This window comes from Shewanella sp. cp20 (genome assembly GCF_000832025.1).
Lineage (GTDB): Bacteria > Pseudomonadota > Gammaproteobacteria > Enterobacterales > Shewanellaceae > Shewanella.
The window spans coordinates 23,535-39,948 of the sequence record NZ_JPII01000027.1 but is presented as its reverse complement, the minus strand read 5'-3'; the positions used below and the strand labels follow the sequence as shown (position 1 = coordinate 39,948).

At 57.0% G+C, this 16,414-nt stretch carries 9 protein-coding genes; 3 read left to right on the top strand and 6 right to left on the bottom strand.

Features of this window, described 5'->3' with window-relative positions; genetic code table 11:
• From DB48_RS09765 to DB48_RS09755, 3 genes are all read right to left on the bottom strand, one after another.
• Window positions 1–654 (bottom strand): condensin complex protein MksE, encoded by a 654-nt coding sequence (locus DB48_RS09765; protein WP_041510107.1) that lies wholly within the window; start codon window positions 652–654, stop codon window positions 1–3.
• Window positions 655–4,326, bottom strand: a complete 3,672-nt coding sequence (locus tag DB48_RS09760; protein ID WP_041510106.1) for an ATP-binding protein — start codon at window positions 4,324–4,326, stop codon at window positions 655–657. It abuts the gene before it with no gap.
• Window positions 4,327–4,661: 335 nt separating this feature from the next.
• Window positions 4,662–5,375: a DUF3581 domain-containing protein gene (locus DB48_RS09755; RefSeq protein WP_041510105.1), complete on the bottom strand. Its 714-nt coding sequence runs from the start codon at window positions 5,373–5,375 to the stop codon at window positions 4,662–4,664.
• A 538-nt stretch (window positions 5,376–5,913) separates the two neighbouring features.
• Here DB48_RS09755 and DB48_RS09750 point away from each other — a divergent pair.
• The 3 genes from DB48_RS09750 to DB48_RS09740 all read left to right on the top strand — a co-directional run bounded on the left by DB48_RS09750 (window position 5,914) and on the right by DB48_RS09740 (window position 8,734).
• Window positions 5,914–7,083 carry a porin gene (locus tag DB48_RS09750; RefSeq protein ID WP_041510104.1) on the top strand — a complete coding sequence of 390 codons (1,170 nt, stop codon included), beginning with the start codon at window positions 5,914–5,916 and terminating at the stop codon, window positions 7,081–7,083.
• 177 nt (window positions 7,084–7,260) lie between these two features.
• Window positions 7,261–7,779 (top strand): FMN-binding protein, encoded by a 519-nt coding sequence (locus tag DB48_RS09745; protein WP_041510103.1) that lies wholly within the window; start codon window positions 7,261–7,263, stop codon window positions 7,777–7,779.
• Window positions 7,780–7,933: 154 nt separating this feature from the next.
• Complete coding sequence (locus DB48_RS09740; protein WP_041510102.1) at window positions 7,934–8,734, top strand: PepSY-associated TM helix domain-containing protein; 801 nt, start codon at window positions 7,934–7,936, stop codon at window positions 8,732–8,734.
• Window positions 8,735–9,133: 399 nt separating this feature from the next.
• On the opposite strand, the gene mrcB is transcribed toward DB48_RS09740, so the two are convergent.
• From mrcB to DB48_RS09725, 3 genes are all read right to left on the bottom strand, one after another.
• On the bottom strand, window positions 9,134–11,521 hold the full coding sequence (gene mrcB / locus DB48_RS09735; RefSeq protein WP_041510101.1) for a penicillin-binding protein 1B: 2,388 nt from the start codon (window positions 11,519–11,521) through the stop codon (window positions 9,134–9,136).
• 27 nt (window positions 11,522–11,548) lie between these two features.
• Window positions 11,549–14,068: an ATP-dependent helicase HrpB gene (hrpB, locus tag DB48_RS09730; protein ID WP_041510100.1), complete on the bottom strand. Its 2,520-nt coding sequence runs from the start codon at window positions 14,066–14,068 to the stop codon at window positions 11,549–11,551.
• Window positions 14,069–14,170: 102 nt separating this feature from the next.
• Window positions 14,171–16,366, bottom strand: coding sequence for a putative bifunctional diguanylate cyclase/phosphodiesterase (locus DB48_RS09725; protein WP_041510099.1), 2,196 nt, complete (start codon window positions 16,364–16,366; stop codon window positions 14,171–14,173).
• Window positions 16,367–16,414: the final 48 nt, after the last annotated feature.

Below are 16,414 nucleotides of genomic sequence, written 5' to 3'. Positions count from 1 at the left end.
TCAGATCAAGTCCCTCTGGGTTGCGGTTTCCGCCTGGGCCTCCAGGCTGAGTCCTTCGGTTTCGTCGATAAAACGGATCACCTCATAGAGATAGTCCAGCTTACCGGTGGCGATATAGATCTGCTTCTCCTGGTTGGGACGCAGCAGATAGCCCAGCTCCACCAGGCGCTTAAACACCAACTTAATCTGCGCGTCCACCTGGGTAGAACTTGAGCCAAACAGGCGATAGTGGCTGATCTTAGCCAGCTGCTCACGAAACGCCGGCGTATCTTCGATACGGGTCTGCAGCTCGTTGAGACGCACCGCCGCGCCCTCAGACAATGGGGCATCCTGACCGCTGGCCTCTTGCACCAGCACCAGCCACTCCACCAGTGGGATCAGCGCATGGCAGATATCGCGAAACTGACTGGAGATCACCTTACGTTCATCGTCCCCCAGTTGCAGGTAACCACAGAAGAACACCTCGCCCTCGCCTGCCGAGGCCAGGGTGCGGTTGATCTGATTCAGGTATTGCTCAACGCTGTCACGCGTGGTCTGCGACTTAAGCGCGCGCCAGGCGTCTTCGTTACTGGTTCGGCAGATAAACTCGCCGCGCAGCAAGGCTTCGATCAGGGCGCCCTGGCCCACGAGTACGGTTTGTGTGCTAGTGCTCATTTACACAGCCTCCTTGGCAAAACGCTGGCTCAGCTTATCGGCAATGGGGTTAATCTGTGGCTTAACCACCTGTAGTTTCTTGGTTTGCTTGTTGATGATGTATCGGTTGGCAAACAGGTTAAGCACCTCTGACTCAGGATTCGGGAAGGCGCCCAGTACCGAGATGTTGTTGTTCTCACAGGCATCGAAAATTTTCTTCACGTTGCCGTGGTGCAGGGTACCCAGCTCGTCGATCGGCCAGTGAATGGTGACATCGGCGCGGCCACGCAGCAGGCGGGTGAAGGCCAGCAGGAACTTACACAAAATCAGATAGGCCATACCATGGCTCGACGACTCGTTAAGCTGACGGTCGGTGCGGATCACTAGATCGCTGTTGCCCTCCTTCAGGCGCAGCTCGATTTCCAGCAGCTTGGCGATACCACCGGTCAGGGCGGCGCGGCCGATAATATCCAACGCGCGGCGCATGCTGCTGGTGTAGTGCTCGTCAGGCAGATCGGCAAAGCCTTCGGCCTTCCACTGTTTGAACGCCTTAACGAACTCCTCCAGCTCGGGCCAGAACTCCAGCTCGCTGATGCGTGAGCGGATACGCACCGCGGACTCGCTGACGCCGTCGAGGAACAGCTCTTCGCCCACCTCACGGGTGATGCGGGCGCTCTGGGAGGCGATGCGGCGGTCGATATCGGCCAGCACGTCGTAAAAGGCCGTCAGATCGATACCAAAGTTACGCCCCTGCTCCCTCAGCCCCATGATCGCCTGTGGCACCATGACGTTGAGCAGCTGCTCAAGCTGCGGCACCAGCTTGCGATAATCCAGCAGGCGAATGCCCTTGTCGTTGACGAAGCTCGACTCCTCGCGGGCGCGCTCCCAGGTCTCTGACAGACTGGAGCCCGACTTGCTGGCGATCACCGAGTCGAAATGCTCGATATACTGCTTCACCGATCCCATCAGCTGATCCCGGCGCAGCAACAACTCTTCGCCCTGACGCAGACGCTCTGTGAGTCCACCCTGCATCTCATCCTGGCTCGATGGCAGTTTCAGCTCGGCCAGCTTGCGCATCACGGCGCGCAGCTTGGTCAGGTTCTCCGAGGCCTCCACCTGGATGGCGTCAGACTGTTTACGCTCACTATCGTATTGCTGGCGCTGATGTTTAATCTCGTTGGCCTTAGTAGTGAGCTGTTGCGTCAGCTCGGTCACCGCCATCTTGACCTGACTCAGCTCTGTCTGCAGCTTAGGCTTACGGGCCAGCCAGGTGTGTTGATACCAGTCGTCGAAGCGCAGTACCTCGCTGCGGCGCTGCTCCGCCTTGCTGATGTTGCTCTCCAGCTCGCGGATCTCCTGCTTGAGCTTAAGGATCTTATCTTCATCCACGCCGCGGGACTTTAGCTCATCCTTATACCACTGCTCGCAGGCCTTCTGCTCCGCCTTGGCCGCCTGACGGCGATCGTTAATATTCTGCTTCACCTGGGAGAGCTGGGCATCCAGCGCGCCAACCACTTCCTGCCAGTAGGCCTTCTTCTCCATGCGCGCCTCGAGCGCCTGCTCGTTTTGTTCCTCGAGCCACTCCTGATGCTGAGCCTTAAGCTGTTTCATCTCGCTGTCGAGACGGGCGAGACGCTTCTGTGACTCGGCCTTGCGGGCAGAGAGTGCCTGATTGATCTTCTCCTGCTCGGCGCGTTTCTCGTCGAACAGACGGCGCAAGTCGTCACGGCTGTTCTTGTAGGCCGTCTTGGCAAAGGTCAACTCGCGGTTAAGCTTATCCAGCTCGGCATTGATGGCCACCAAGGCCTCCTCCGCCTCTGCCTGCAGCAGCTTGGCGCTGGCCAGCGCCTCCTCGGCCTCGCTATAGCGGCCCCTGAGCTCCTGCTCCGAGGCAGCATATTCGGGGGTGGCCAATGCCTTGAGATCCAGATCGACGCCGCAGAAGCTGTCGCCACCGGCGGATTTGGCCGGGTGCAGATCGCTGCGATGTAACAGCTCCGGGTTGATTAGCTTACCTATGCTCTCCTCCCAGCCATCGACCTCCTTGCGCAGATATTCGAGCAGGGTATGAGACTGAGGAAAGAGCACCTGATGCAGCTCATCCAGCGCGCCCTGGCGCTCGATAACCCTGACGCCCGCCTGCCTCAGCCCCTCATTGGCCTGGTCTCGCTTGGCCCTGAGCTTGCGCTCCTCTCCGGCGAGCCGATCCACCATGGCGTTGCAGGCCTCCTGCTCCTCGTCGGCGCGGGAGATACGCTCATCAAACACCGCCAGATTCAGTTTTTCTTCTTCGCTGTAGGTGACGTTGTTGATCTGCATCTGCAGCTCGGCCGCAGTTAACTTGAGCTGATATTCCTGCTCGTTGTGCTTGGCACGACCCGCCTCCATCTGCTCACGCCAGCTCACATCGAGGGCGGCCAACTCTTCACGGCCCGCCTCCTGCTGCTTGTCTCTGGCTTCTCGATGTTTATCCTGCTCCTTGTCGAGCTGTTCCAGTTCGCGGTTGAGGTTTTCGCCAATCTTGCTGCGACGGGCGTTGTAGGCCGCCTCGATATCTTGGTGCTTCTCGGTCTGCAGCTTATGACGTTCGGTCAGGTTCTCCAGGCTGGCGCGCCAGCTAGGCAGCTGCTTAAGGTCCAACTTGGCCTGTTCTATGTCGGCATCGAGAAAACCTGCGTGCTGATCTTCGATGATATCCAGCTCGTGCTCTATCTTGGCGACATCGCCCTTGGCGGCGGAGAGATCCAGGTTGAGTTCGTCGCGCAGCTCCTTCCACTCGTCGTCGAGCTGACGCAGCTTGTTACCAAGCTCTTTCGAGCGCTGCTGATTGATCTCCTGACGCTCTATCTCTTGGGCCTCATCCTTGCCATAACCCCGCTTGAGTCCGGCCAGGCGCTGTTCGGCGCTCAGTAACTGATTAAATTCCTGCTCTAATTTGTCAAATTCAGGACGGATCTGCTCGAAGCCCTGAATTAACTGGCTCTCGCGGATCCAGGCCTCTACCCGCTGAGGGTTGAGACGTGAACTCGGCGGGTTAACCCCGTCCTCCTCCAAGATGGCGGCGATCATCGACTTGATGGTCTCCATCTTGCCTTCTTTGGAGTGCACCGCCTTGGCCAGCTTCTCTATGTGGCGCAGCGTATGTTCATGCTGACACAGGGAGAATTGACGGGCGTAGGCGCGCAATTCGCTGCGGTTGCTGCCGGTGCTGAGCAGGGTACGATCGTTCTGAATGATGGCGCGGTATTCGCGGGTGTTGAGCAGGTTGGTCACCGCCACACCGGCGCGTTTCATCTCGCGGCCAAGCTCGGCCATGTTGTGGCACAGAATCGACTCCCCCTGCTGCGACTTTACGTAGTCCTCCAGCTCGAAGCCCTTGCCGATGAAACGGTAGTTGACCCCCTTGCCGTCTCCGGCCGACGCCAGTACAGCCTGGGTCAGCAGGCCGTCGTCTCGCCGGTATTCATAGATGATATAGCTGGAATCATGGGGCAGATACCAACGCTCGAAGCTGTCACGGGTCGAGGGCACCACGCGGCTGGGGTACTCGCCATAAAACACGGGCACCAGACGCTGCAAGGTGGTCTTGCCCGAGGCATTGGTACCACAAATATTGGTGTGTCCATCGAGGGCGAGTTCCACAACGCCAGGGAGGTGCGTATTGATCAGCACGATTCGATTTAAGCTTGGCATCTCTTTCCTTATCCAAACGAGCTTGTCGGCCGCCCAGCGGGGCGAGCAGCAAAGGGGAATAGCAAAACAATCCCACTAAAGTAAAACAAAGCCACCTGCTTGGCAATCTGGCCCGAGACTTGGGCGGGGTAGTCGTTTAAAAAGCGTGCGTAACACCCGATTTCAGGCGAATCTCACGGCAAGAAAGGGGAAATATCTAAGGTAAATATCTAGGGTAAATAGCGGTGAGCAATAAACAGGGAAGAAAGGCGACGGGGTAAATTTACGAGCGCTATCGGAAAAGAGACAAGATGAGGAGCCGGCCAGCGCCGACCCCAATTCAGCATGCCAGCTGACTAGTCGGCCTGCTGATAGCTGACGCGACGCGCCTCATAGCGGGCCACCATCTCATCCATGCTTGCATCTTCCAGTGGACGCAGGCCGCTAAGCACTAGGGTCTTCTCGCCCGTGCCCACCAGGGTGTCGCCGCAGTGCAGCTCAAACTTCAGGGTCACGTCGCCGCGCTTGCCGTCGATCTCAAGCGTCTGCTCTACCAGGCTAAGGGCGATGCTGTCGAAATCTAAGGTATTGAGATCGAACGACATGCTCTCATAGATCACCAAGGGGCGCGCCGGGTTGATCATCATGCCGTGCTGCTTCATCAAGGGCACTAAGACGTGAGTAAAGTTAAGGCCAGAGAAGGCCACATAGCTGCGCACAAAAGATTCTGTCTGCACCTCGCACTGGGTTGTCTCGCCGCTGCGGCTCACACTCAGGTACTGCTTGTCCTTATCATCCAAGATGGCAAAGCTGTCGCCTACCGCATCGGGAAACACCAGATTGACACCGCTGCCGACCATGCCCTCGAAACGAAATGTCATCTTCTGGCTCAGCCCATATTGTCCAAGCACCAAGGCAAACAGGAGATCTCCGGGTACGCAAAACTTCTTGGCATCGACATCGTGGATGGGATTAAAGTCCTGTGCGACCCCTTTGGCAAATTCGCTCGCCTGCTGGGCTGACACAGAGACCAATTGCTGTGCTTTATTAAAATAAGGACTTAGAAACATATCGGCTCGTCAATCAGGTGGTGTAAGAGTTAACTATAACAGTCAGTTAAAAATTTAAGGAGGCACAGTCTATAGCAAAACCCGCCAAACACTTCTCCGATGACTTTATTAGAGGATGAAGGAGCCCTCACCGAGCCCCGCTAAAAGCTGATTCTCTTGCTCAAGATGCCATATCAAATTGGCGAGCAAGCCAAATCGGCCCGCCTATTCACCTGCCAAAATGGCCACCAACGCAGCCCATTTACATCCTAAATCCACTAAAGCTGCAAAAAAGATAAATTTTTTAAAGTTAACATTGTCAGCGAATGTCAAGACGATAAATACGCCAAGAGAAATACAACCAACTGTTATTTAAGGAGTTTTAAGCATTCACCATTACAACGTCTCCGCACCATGCAAGTGCAAACTACTTTACCTTGACTTTACATTTGTTGATCTCAATCAAAAAACTTAATGATAATAGTTTGCATTACGATACCTAATTGATAGAATCGCCAGCAACTTAATAACCCTGATACAACAACTGGGAAGAGAAATGATGAAGAAAACGCTAATTGCCGCAGCACTGGTCAGCGCATTCGCTAGCCAAGCCGCTATCGCCTCAGATGAGACTCAAGAACTGCGTAAAGTGATCGAACAGCAACAGAAAGTGCTGAAAGATCTTGAGAAGCGTCTAGAGCAAACCGAGCAGCGTGTAGAGAAAACTGCCGACGCCGTTGAAGAAAGCAGCTCAGCTAAGAGCGCGACGACTATCGGTGGTTATGGTGAGCTTCACTACAACAACATCACTGACAACAAATCAGGTAAAGACAAGAAAGAGTTCGATTTCCACCGTTTCGTACTTTTCTTCGGCCACGAATTCACTTCAAACACACGTTTCTTCTCTGAAGTAGAGCTAGAGCACTCTATCTCTGGTGACGGCCAGAACGGTGAAGTAGAGCTAGAGCAGGCTTACATCGAGCACGATTTCAACGACATGCTGACCGGTAAGGCGGGTCTGTTCCTGATGCCAGTAGGTATCATCAACGAAACTCACGAGCCACCAGCATTCTACGGTGTTGAGCGTAACCCGGTTGAGAAAAACATCCTGCCAGCCACTTGGTGGGAAGCAGGTCTAAACCTAAACGTTAAGGCAGCCCCAGGCCTAGCCTTCGATGCAGCGGTCACTTCTGGCCTGAACGTTGGCGAAGACTACAAGATCCGTGGCGGTCGTCAGAAAGTTTCTAAGGCAAAAGCAGAAGATCTGGCTTACACAGCACGTGTTAAATACACTGCCGTTCCAGGTCTAGAGCTGGCTGCTACCGTGCAGTACCAATCAGATCTGACTCAAGGCCGTGGCGATGTCGATACCGCTTCTGCGACCCTATTGACTGCACACGCTATCTACAACATCGAGAACTTCACCGTTAAGGCACTGTATGCTCAGTGGGATATCGATGGTAAAGAAGCTGAAGCACTTGGCCGTGATGAGCAGACAGGTTGGTATATCGAGCCATCTTACCGTTTCAACGAAAGCTTTGGTGTCTTCGCTCGCTACAACGAGTATGACAACAACGCAGGCAACGGCGACGACACTAAGGTCGAGCAAACTAACGTAGGTATCAACTACTGGTTGCACGAAAACGTTGTCTTCAAGGCCGACTACGAAAAAGTTGGTGGCGCTAAGGATGCCGACGGTTTCAACCTAGGCGTTGGCTACCAGTTCTAAGCCTCTGGCCCATCTAAGCCATTAGCCCATACCGCAGTGCTCAATGCTCCCATTGAGCACTGCCTATGGCTAAGCCACTTTACGAGGTGTCTTAGTCATAGTTAACAGCACAATGAAACAACTGCTGAACGGATTCATTACCACAGGCCTCATCCACTCTTGCTACCGGGTCATCCAATGAAGTCTCTCTCTATCAAACTTATAATTGCCTCACTCTTCACCGCCTTCTGCGTACAGGCCGCCAGCGTCTACCAAAGCAGCGAAGACTTTATCAGCCAGGCCTTTGCCGGCCCCATGCCCAAGGCCAAGGTCTACTGGTTAGAGGATAGCGACAAGCTGGTGATCGAAGATATCCTGGCACATAAATTCAACAAGATGCGCCTGCGCTACTGGCTGCATGAAGGCGAGACAGTGTGGATCCTCGAAGAGATAGGCAAGGAGTCCCCCATCACGGTCGGCATCCATGTGAAAGACAAGGCGATAGTGCAGACCAAGGTGCTGGTCTATCGTGAGAGCCGTGGCGACGAGGTACGCCACGAGTTTTTCACCGATCAATTTAAGCAGGCCAGGCTTACCGAGGAACATCAGCTGGATCGCAAGATAGATGGCATCACAGGGGCCACCCTGTCGGTACGCGCCCTGACCAAGCTATCACGCATCGCCCTCTATCTGGACGACAAGGTCAACAAGCCCTAAGCCTAGGTTGGCGTTATCCCAAAGGCTGTTATATGATGACCAGCGAGCAGGCTAGCCCTGCTCTTTTCGTATCCAACAGGCTGTCAGCGCCGGGCATTCATGAGTCTGCTTTCGGCCGCGCGCCAGATAATAGTCACAATAAAGAACGCCATAGATGACAAACAAGCCCCGCCACCCCCATCGTAAACCCCTGTGGCAGAAACTCGCCAAGATCTTCCGCCCCTGGCACAGACGCTTAGGGATCGCCAGCGCCCTGTTAGTGGTCATGGTTGCCGTCACTGGCGTCTTAATCAATCACAGCAACGACTTCGCACTAGACAGCGCCCATGTACATCAAGGCTGGCTGCTGGATCACTATGGCATCAAGGCGCCTGGCCGGGTCGCCATCTTCGAAACACAGCCACTGCTCGCCACCAGCGATAACCTACTCTGGCTAAAAGGCAAGCCAGTACTAGAAGCCCAAGGGCCGCTGCTTGGTGCCCTCGCCTATGGCGAGCACTATGTGGCCATCGACACCCAGCACCTCTATCTGCTGGGCCAAGACGGTGCCTTGCTTGAACAGCAGGGCCGGGCAACCGGCCTGCCTCAAGATCTCAGAGCCCTGGGCCTACTGCCCACAGATGACGGCCAGCAGCTATGGCTCGACACAGATTCGGGCAGTTATCTGAGCGATGCCGATCTCATCGAGTGGCAGGCGGCAAAGCCTCTGGTGGCCCTCGACTGGCAAGCGCCGCTTGCCGATAACAAGAGTCACGCGCTCATCCAGGAGTTATCACTCAGCGCCCGCGCCATGCACCTCACTTGGGAGCGTGTGCTGCTAGACCTGCACAGCGGCCGCATCGTCGGGCTAGCCGGCTCGCTGATGATGGATCTCGTCGCCCTCTGCCTCATCTTCATGGCAATCTCCGGCCTCTATTTATGGCAACAGGCCAAGCCTAAGAAACGCCGTAAGTAACCAGGCCCTAGGGCCTGTTTATCTTTCGCGTTCATTTTTGCAGCATTCTGTATCGATTTTGTACAAGGCAGAGCGATTGTAATGTGGTGTGCTACATCAATGAGCGATAACGCAGTAGAAAAATGATACAGACGCTGCCCGCAGGGTTCGTCTTGAGCACGTTCAACTCTTTGTTGCTCGGCTTTTATATAGAATAACTATACTACAAGCCTCATGCCGCGATTTGAACGTGCTCAATTAGAACAAAATTTGTTCTCAAAAGGTCAACAGGCCCTAGCTCTGCCAACAAGACAGAGAGCGCCATATAGCGCGACTCAATCCAGCAATACAATAAAAAAGCTCACCTAAGGTGAGCTTTTTTGTTAACCATTTATTAACCATGGAAAGCCTGATCGAGCCCTAGCCCCCCATCAGCTTCTGCCACCAGGACAGCGGATCGCCACAGTTCTTAGCCGGATGATAGCTCTCACTCAAGGCCGGCAGCGCCACCACATTGTTGCAGCCCTTCTCCTTGGCGACACCCGTCTTGGCATCGAAATACCCTGGCACCACACCACTTACCGGCGTGCGTCTCAGGCCGATGGGGGCACGCTGCTTGAGGAAGGCCTGGTACACGGCCATGGCGCCGCTACTGCCATAGAGGCTAGTCTTGCCGTTGTCGTCCAGCCCCACCCAAACGGCCGCCACGTTACGCTCATCGAATCCGGCAAACCAGGAGTCACGCGAATCGTTACTGGTCCCCGTCTTACCCGCCAGGGTCACCCCCGGGAAGGCCTGTCCTAACCTGGCGGCAGTGCCCGATTGCACCACCTGGGTCATGGCATGTTGCACCAGGAAGTCGCTGGCCACGGGGATCGCCTGAACCGTCGCGCGCTGACTGGCCGACAAGGGTTGATTATCGGCATCCAGCACATGGGTCACCGCACTCAGCTGACGGTAGCGACCGTTATCGGCCAGGGTCTGATACACCTGGGCCACCATCAAAGGCGAACCGTTAACCGCCCCCAGCAGCATGGAAGGATACTCGGGAATCGCCTCGTTCCAGCCAGACTTGGCCAAGGTGGTTGCCACCGCATCTGTGCCAATCGCCATCCCCAGGTTGACCGTCGGCACGTTCATCGACTTCTTGAAGGCGGTCATCAGCGGCACCTCGCCGGAGAACTGCTTGTTGACGTTCTGCGGCGACCAGGTCTTGCCATGGGAGTTGGTCAGAGTGATGGGCTCATCCTTTAGCGGCGTCGCCAGGGTATACTTGTCTCCGTGTGTCAGCGCCGTGGCATAGACGAATGGTTTAATTAGCGAGCCTATGGGGCGACGGATCTCCACCGCACGGTTAAAGCCCTGATAACTTGGCACCTTATCGCCCACCATGGCGGCGATACCGGCAGAGTATTTGTCGGTGACCACCATGCCCACCTGCAGCGCCTTGTCGCGCTGCTCCAGGTTTTTCATGGTCGAGCGCACCGCCTGTTCTGCCGCCTCCTGGGCCAGGGGATCCAGGGTGGTGTAAACCTTAATGCCCGACTGCTGCAACAGGCTGTCGCCGAATCGGCGCGACAACTCGCCGCGCACCACGGCGAAGAAGGCCGGCAGTTTCTGATGTACAGGCTTGCTCGCCTTACGCACACCGAGGGGAGATTCCACCGCTGCCTTGTACTGGGCCACCGACAGCTGTCCCGACTCCATCAACAGGCGCAGTACCAGATCCCGTCGCTCCTGAGCCCGCTCAGGATAACGCCAAGGATTGTAGTAGGAAGGCCCCTTGATTGCTGCCACCAGGAAGGCCTGCTGCGGCAGGGTCAACTCGGCGATCGGCCGACCGAAATAGAACTGGGAGGCCAGGCCCATGCCGTGAACGGCGCGAGACTTATCCTGGCCCATATAGACCTCGTTGAGGTAGGCCTCAAGGATCTCATCCTTGTCGTAGCGAAAATCGATAATGATCGCCATCAAGGCCTCTCTGAGCTTACGTATGATGGAGCGCTCACTGGAGAGGAAGAAGTTTTTCGCCAGCTGCTGGGTCAGGGTCGAACCACCTTGCACCGTCCGCCCGGCGCTGATGTTGACCATGGCCGCACGTAGGATGGCGAAGGGGTTAACCCCATGATGCTCGTAGAAGCTCCTGTCTTCCACCAGGATCAGCGCATCGACGATCGCCTGAGGGATCTTATCTGTTGCCACAAACAGCCGGTCTTCACCGTCGCCGGTGATCATGCGATCCAACAACACAGGCTCAAGGTGGAACACCGCCAGCTCGCGGTGATCGCTACTTCGCGCCACAGAGGCGACCCCCTGGCTGTCGAAGGTGATCATCACCCGCTGCGCCTCTTGCGAACCTTGGGGATGCAGGAAGGGACGACGCCAGAGATCCACCTTGGTCATGGAGGCAGAAAATTCCCCCACCTGGCGGGGGTTGGCCACCTTACGGTAGCCCAGTAGCTTGAGCTCGGCGATCAGCTGAGCATGACTCACAGCGGCGCCGGGATAGAGGGCCATGGAGCGGCTGAATACCTGCGCCGGCAGGTGCCACTTCTGCCCCTCAAACTTGCGAGCGATGATCTGATCCAGATAGATACTGTAGATGGTCATGGCGGCAATCAGGATCAGGCCAAGCTTCCAGCTTAACGACCAGATCCTGCGTCCCCAACCCGGCCTCGCCGCAGCGGCACGCTTGCTCTTGGCCGACTGGCTCTTGCCCGACTTGCTACTAGCCGACTTGCCAGTAGACGGCTTTCGAGTAGAAGACTGGCGGGGCCTGCGTGGTTTTGGTGTCTCTTTATTCGTCATCGTATTTCCAGTCAAACAGCGAAGGGACTAGAGCCCCTTTGCTGACATCTTTTTCTTGGTCAATTTAGTCGGCAAGGTGTTGGCGGGATCGTCCGGCCACAGATGCTTGGGATAGCGCCCCTTCATCTCTTTCTTCACCTCGACATAGGGGCCCGCCCAGAAGTTAGCCAGATCCGCAGTCAGCGCCAGTGGCCGCATGGCCGGAGACAGAAGCTCCATGGTCACTGTCAACTTGCCCTGAGCCAGCCTGGGACTCTCGGCCATGCCCAGCGCCTCCTGCAGGCGCACACTCAGCAGGGCTCGCCCCGAATTTTCATATCGTATCGCCGCCCGAGTGCCCGTCTTCATCGGCCAATGGCTCGGCAGCGCCTCGTTTAACACTTGTTGTTGCCCCCACTCCATCCTATTCAGGAGCAAGGTATAGAAATCCAGTCCCTTGAGCTGGGTCAGACGGCGCACGCCGTCGAGATAGGGGCCGAGCCACTCGGGTAGCATCATGAGCAGGGCCTGCTCACTCAGATCCGGCCAATCGCCCGCTAGGCCGAGCTGGCTTGCCAAGGCGACGCGCAGGCGAAGCTGCTCCACCTTATCATCAAAGCCCAGTAAGGAGAGACCCTTAGTGCGGATCAGCTGATAGATAGCCTGCCTGATCGTCTCTTCATCCAGGGTAGCCAGGGGGCGCTCGCGCAATATGATAGCGCCGATACGCGCTTGAGTTAACCCGTAGAAGCGCGCCTTCTCCTCATCCCAGCCGGTTTCCACCTTCGACTCCACCAGGCTCGCCAGCGCCCCGTCAAACAGCGCCGCGTCCAGCTTGGCCGCCAGCAGCACCCGGCCGCTGCTCTGGCCTTCACTCTCCTGAAACTGTGCCACCACCAGCCAGGGCTCACCCTGCAATGCATCGTCATCATTGAGGGCGACGCCTGCGCCGCAGGCCAACTGATAGCCCTTGGCACCACGCGCCTTGGCGATGCGATCGGGAAAGGCCAGCGCCAGCAGGGTGGCGATATCCTGGTCACGACTCTCGCTAATGGCTTTCGCTATCTCCTTGCCTCGGCCGGCATCCATCCTAGTCAGATATTGCTGCGCTAACTTGGCCGTTTCACCGCCCCTGGCATCGTTGAGATAGCGGCTGATATCGGCGCCGCGTCTCGCCAGGGTGCGAGATTCCAGCAGCGCCGCCAGCACCGCCGCGAGCGGCAGGTAATAGGGCTCATCCATGCCGTCCATCTCCCTGGCGGCCAGCAGCATGTGCGCCAGGCGCGGATGGCAGCCGAGGCGATAGGCGGCGCGGCCATGGGCGGTAATACGCCTGTCGCCATCCACCAGCGCCAGGGCCTGCAACAGGTTCCAGGCCACCGTCTCATTGGCCTCGGAGGGAGGCGATATCAGCGGCAGAGCCCCCAGGGCGTTAACCCCCCAGTAGGCGGCATCCAAGGCCGCATTGGTCAGATCCCCGTGGAGGATCTCGGGCTCATCGGCCTTGAGCAGACGCTCATGCTCCTGCTGCGGCCAGAGGCGAATGCAGTGGCCTTCACTCAGACGCCCTGCGCGGCCGCTGCGCTGCGCCGCCGACGACTGGCTGATTCGCTTGAGTGACAGGCGGCTCACCGCCGTCTTGGGATTGAAACTGGCCTGACGCTTAAAGCCCGCGTCCACCACCAGGCGGATATCTTGAATGGTCAGACTCGACTCGGCCACGTTGGTGGCGAGCACCAGCTTACGCATCCCCGGCGGTGGCGGCGCGATGGCGCTGTCTTGCTGAGCCGGCGGCAGGGCGCCATAAAGCGGCGTAATTAAAAATTGCTTAGCATCGAGCCGTTCCGATAACAGGGTCTGTAGCCGCGCTATCTCTCGCTGTCCGGGTAGAAAGGCCAGCAAGGAGCCCTCTTGATGTTCGCCTACCGCCTCGACGATCACCTTGGCCATGTGCAGCAGCCAGTCCTGATGGGCAGCAGGACGGTAACTCAGACTCACCGGGAAGCTTCGCCCCTCACTCACCAGGCTCGCCGCCTCGGGCATCAGCGCTTTTAACGGCAAACCGTCCAGGGTGGCCGACATCGCCAGAATTTTAAGATCTTCGCGAAACGAGGCCTGCACCTCCAGCGCCAGTGCCAGGCCAAGATCTGTGGTGAGATGACGCTCATGGATCTCATCGAAGATGACAAGCCCATAACCGTTAAGCTCAGGGTCTTGCTGGATCATCCGCGTCAATACCCCTTCGGTCACCACCTCGAGACGCGTCTTGGCGCTAACGCTCGACTCGCCACGTACCCGAAAACCCACAGACTGACCTACGGCCTCACCCCGCCTGGCCGCAATAAAATGCGCCACGCTACGGGCCGCGATACGCCTTGGCTCGAGCATGAGGATCTTGCCCTCAATCTCAGGCCAATCTAGCATGGCCAGCGGCAGCGCGGTCGACTTACCGGCGCCGGTAGGCGCCTGCAGGATCAGCTGGGCGTTATCTGCCAGCGCCTGCTTAATCTCGCCAAGGAGTGACTGGATAGGGACAGCATTGGGTACAGGTTGGGCTACTTGATTCAAGGGCGGTGTTCAATCGGCAAAAACTGGCGACAGTTTACTAAAGATGAGGCCAAAGCTAAACAGAGGAGTCCCCGCTTAGGCCTTGCCTTAGGTTAACATCTCTTAACCTTCCAGCTCGCGATACCAGTGCAGTCCCTCACCCGAGGTCAGGGTCGCCAGCGGCGCGGGACAGGCTATGCCATAGCCCTGGCCAAACTCGACGCCCAGTTTAAGCAGGTGTTTGGCGATTTCGAGCGACTCGACAAACTCGGCCACTATCTCAAACTCCATGTCACGGCCGAGCTGACAGATGGCGGAGACGATGGCCTGGTCGGCGCGATCCTCACACAGGTGCTGAATGAACTGGCCGTCAATCTTCACATAATCGACATTGAGCAACTTAAGATAGGCAAAGCTGGAGAACCCTGAGCCAAAGTCATCCAGCGCCAGCTTACAGCCAAGTGGCTTCACCGTATTGATTAGCCCGGTGGCATGATCCAGTTGGCTCACCGCCGCCGTCTCGGTGATCTCGAAACAGAGCTTACTCACCAGCTCGGGCTCGCCCAGCAGGCGCATCTCCAGCCAGTTGATAAACTCACTGTCGCTGATAGAGAGCGCCGACAGGTTCACCGACACCATGGAGAGAGATTGCCATAGCGCCAGGTGTTCGCTGCCCCAACGCAGCAGCTTATCGATCACCCAGCGATCCAGCTTGGACGCCAGGTTAAAACGCTCGGCGGCGGGCAGGAAGATCCCCGGCGGGATCAGCTCCCCCTCGGGTGATCGCATGCGCAGCAAGATCTCAAAGTGCAGCCCGTCGTCGTTAACATTCAGAGGCTCTATGGGCTGATAGAAGAGTTCAAACCTGTCATTCGCCAGGGCACCGACGATATCCACCGAGGCGTTCATCTCGGTATTGAGTTTCTCGACCACGGGATCCTGGGCACTATAGAAGTACCAGGCGTTACCGCCCTTCTCCTTGACCAGACGACAGGCGGCACCGGCACGGCGCAACAGATCCGAGACAGAGTCGACCTCGCTCTCGCAGCGGGCCATCCCCATGCTGACGCTCACGCTATGGCGGCGCCCCTCCCAGCAAAACTCATGGTTAGCCATCGCATGACAGATACGCTCGGCGACCTGCTCGGCACTCTGCGCATCGATATTGGGCATCAAGATGCCAAATTCATCGCCGCTGAGACGGGCGATAACATCTTCCTTGCGCACCAGCTGACTCAGGCGGGCGGCGAGCTGGCACAAGAGCTGATCGCCGGCCCTGTGACCGCTGACATTATTGACCACCTGAAACCTGTCCAGGTTGATGAAACCGACAAAGGTAGAGCGCTCGCACTGACAGGGATTGGCCAGATCATACAGGGCCTCGAAGTAGGCGCGATTGGGCAGCCCGGTCAGCGAGTCGAAATTAAGCGAAACGCTGCGCTCTTCGCTCTCCATTGCTGGCTCGCCCACCGGCTCCACCAGCATGAGAATGGGGCCATCCTCACCGGACAGGCAGAGAAATGTCACCTTGGACAAGTCATCGTCCAGGGCATATTTCAGCGGTACCTCGCAGCTGGATTGCTCCAGCAGCTGATCTCTCACCAGGGCCATGGTCTCGAGCAGACGCTTCTGCTCCCGCTTGGGCACCAGGCTCTCCACCTTCTGCAGCGTCTCCACACGCAGCATCTCGGCCGCACTCTGATTGTAACGAATCACCCTGTCATCCACGCCGATATGCACGCAGGGAATTGGCAGGCGATAGAGATGCTCGATACAGACCAGCTCGTTGCTCTTGGCATTTAAACGCTGACGTGCCGCCTCCTGTGCCAGCCCCAGCATACTGCCGGCCAGCAGCAGATTATGGCGAATAGCCTCGGGCCATTTACCGTCACAGTCATAACGATAGGCGCCGAAGATATAGTGTCTCTCACCGCCTACCGGCAAGAGTAACACGCTGCGGATCTTGGCCTGGTTGAGGCGCAGACGGCTGTCCTCATCATCGATGATCGCGGCCACATCTTCGACTATGGCGGGTTCGCGCAGGGAGGTGTAGGAATGCAGGTGACGGTTATTGGCGACCCGACTGAGCAACATCTCGGCGTCGCGCTTACTGAAAATAGAGGCGTCGGACTGGTACATGGCTTCGATCTGCACGGGCAGACGTCCCTTGCCGATACGTAACAGAAACAGGCCATCACACTGATTGCTGGCGGCAAGTTGCTGCAGGATAAGCTGCAGCTCCTCTTCCAGATCGTGTTCGCATAAGTAAGCAAGCGTCTGCTCTAGCGATAGGGGGCCCTGTTGCGTATCGGATGACATATACTATCTAGTCCTTAGATTGGCTAACCTGATACAAACACTGATTAT

Excerpts from the sequence above, each read along its gene's own strand:
- DB48_RS09765 (WP_041510107.1), bottom strand. The coding sequence starts at position 654 with ATGAGCACTAGCACACAAACCGTACTCGTGGGCCAGGGCGCCCTGATC.
- DB48_RS09755 (WP_041510105.1), bottom strand. The coding sequence starts at position 5,375 with ATGTTTCTAAGTCCTTATTTTAATAAAGCACAGCAATTGGTCTCTGTG.
- DB48_RS09745 (WP_041510103.1), top strand. The coding sequence starts at position 7,261 with ATGAAGTCTCTCTCTATCAAACTTATAATTGCCTCACTCTTCACCGCC.
- DB48_RS09760 (WP_041510106.1), bottom strand. The coding sequence starts at position 4,326 with ATGCCAAGCTTAAATCGAATCGTGCTGATCAATACGCACCTCCCTGGC.
- DB48_RS09740 (WP_041510102.1), top strand. The coding sequence starts at position 7,934 with ATGACAAACAAGCCCCGCCACCCCCATCGTAAACCCCTGTGGCAGAAA.
- DB48_RS09750 (WP_041510104.1), top strand. The coding sequence starts at position 5,914 with ATGAAGAAAACGCTAATTGCCGCAGCACTGGTCAGCGCATTCGCTAGC.
- mrcB (WP_041510101.1), bottom strand. The coding sequence starts at position 11,521 with ATGACGAATAAAGAGACACCAAAACCACGCAGGCCCCGCCAGTCTTCT.
- DB48_RS09725 (WP_041510099.1), bottom strand. The coding sequence starts at position 16,366 with ATGTCATCCGATACGCAACAGGGCCCCCTATCGCTAGAGCAGACGCTT.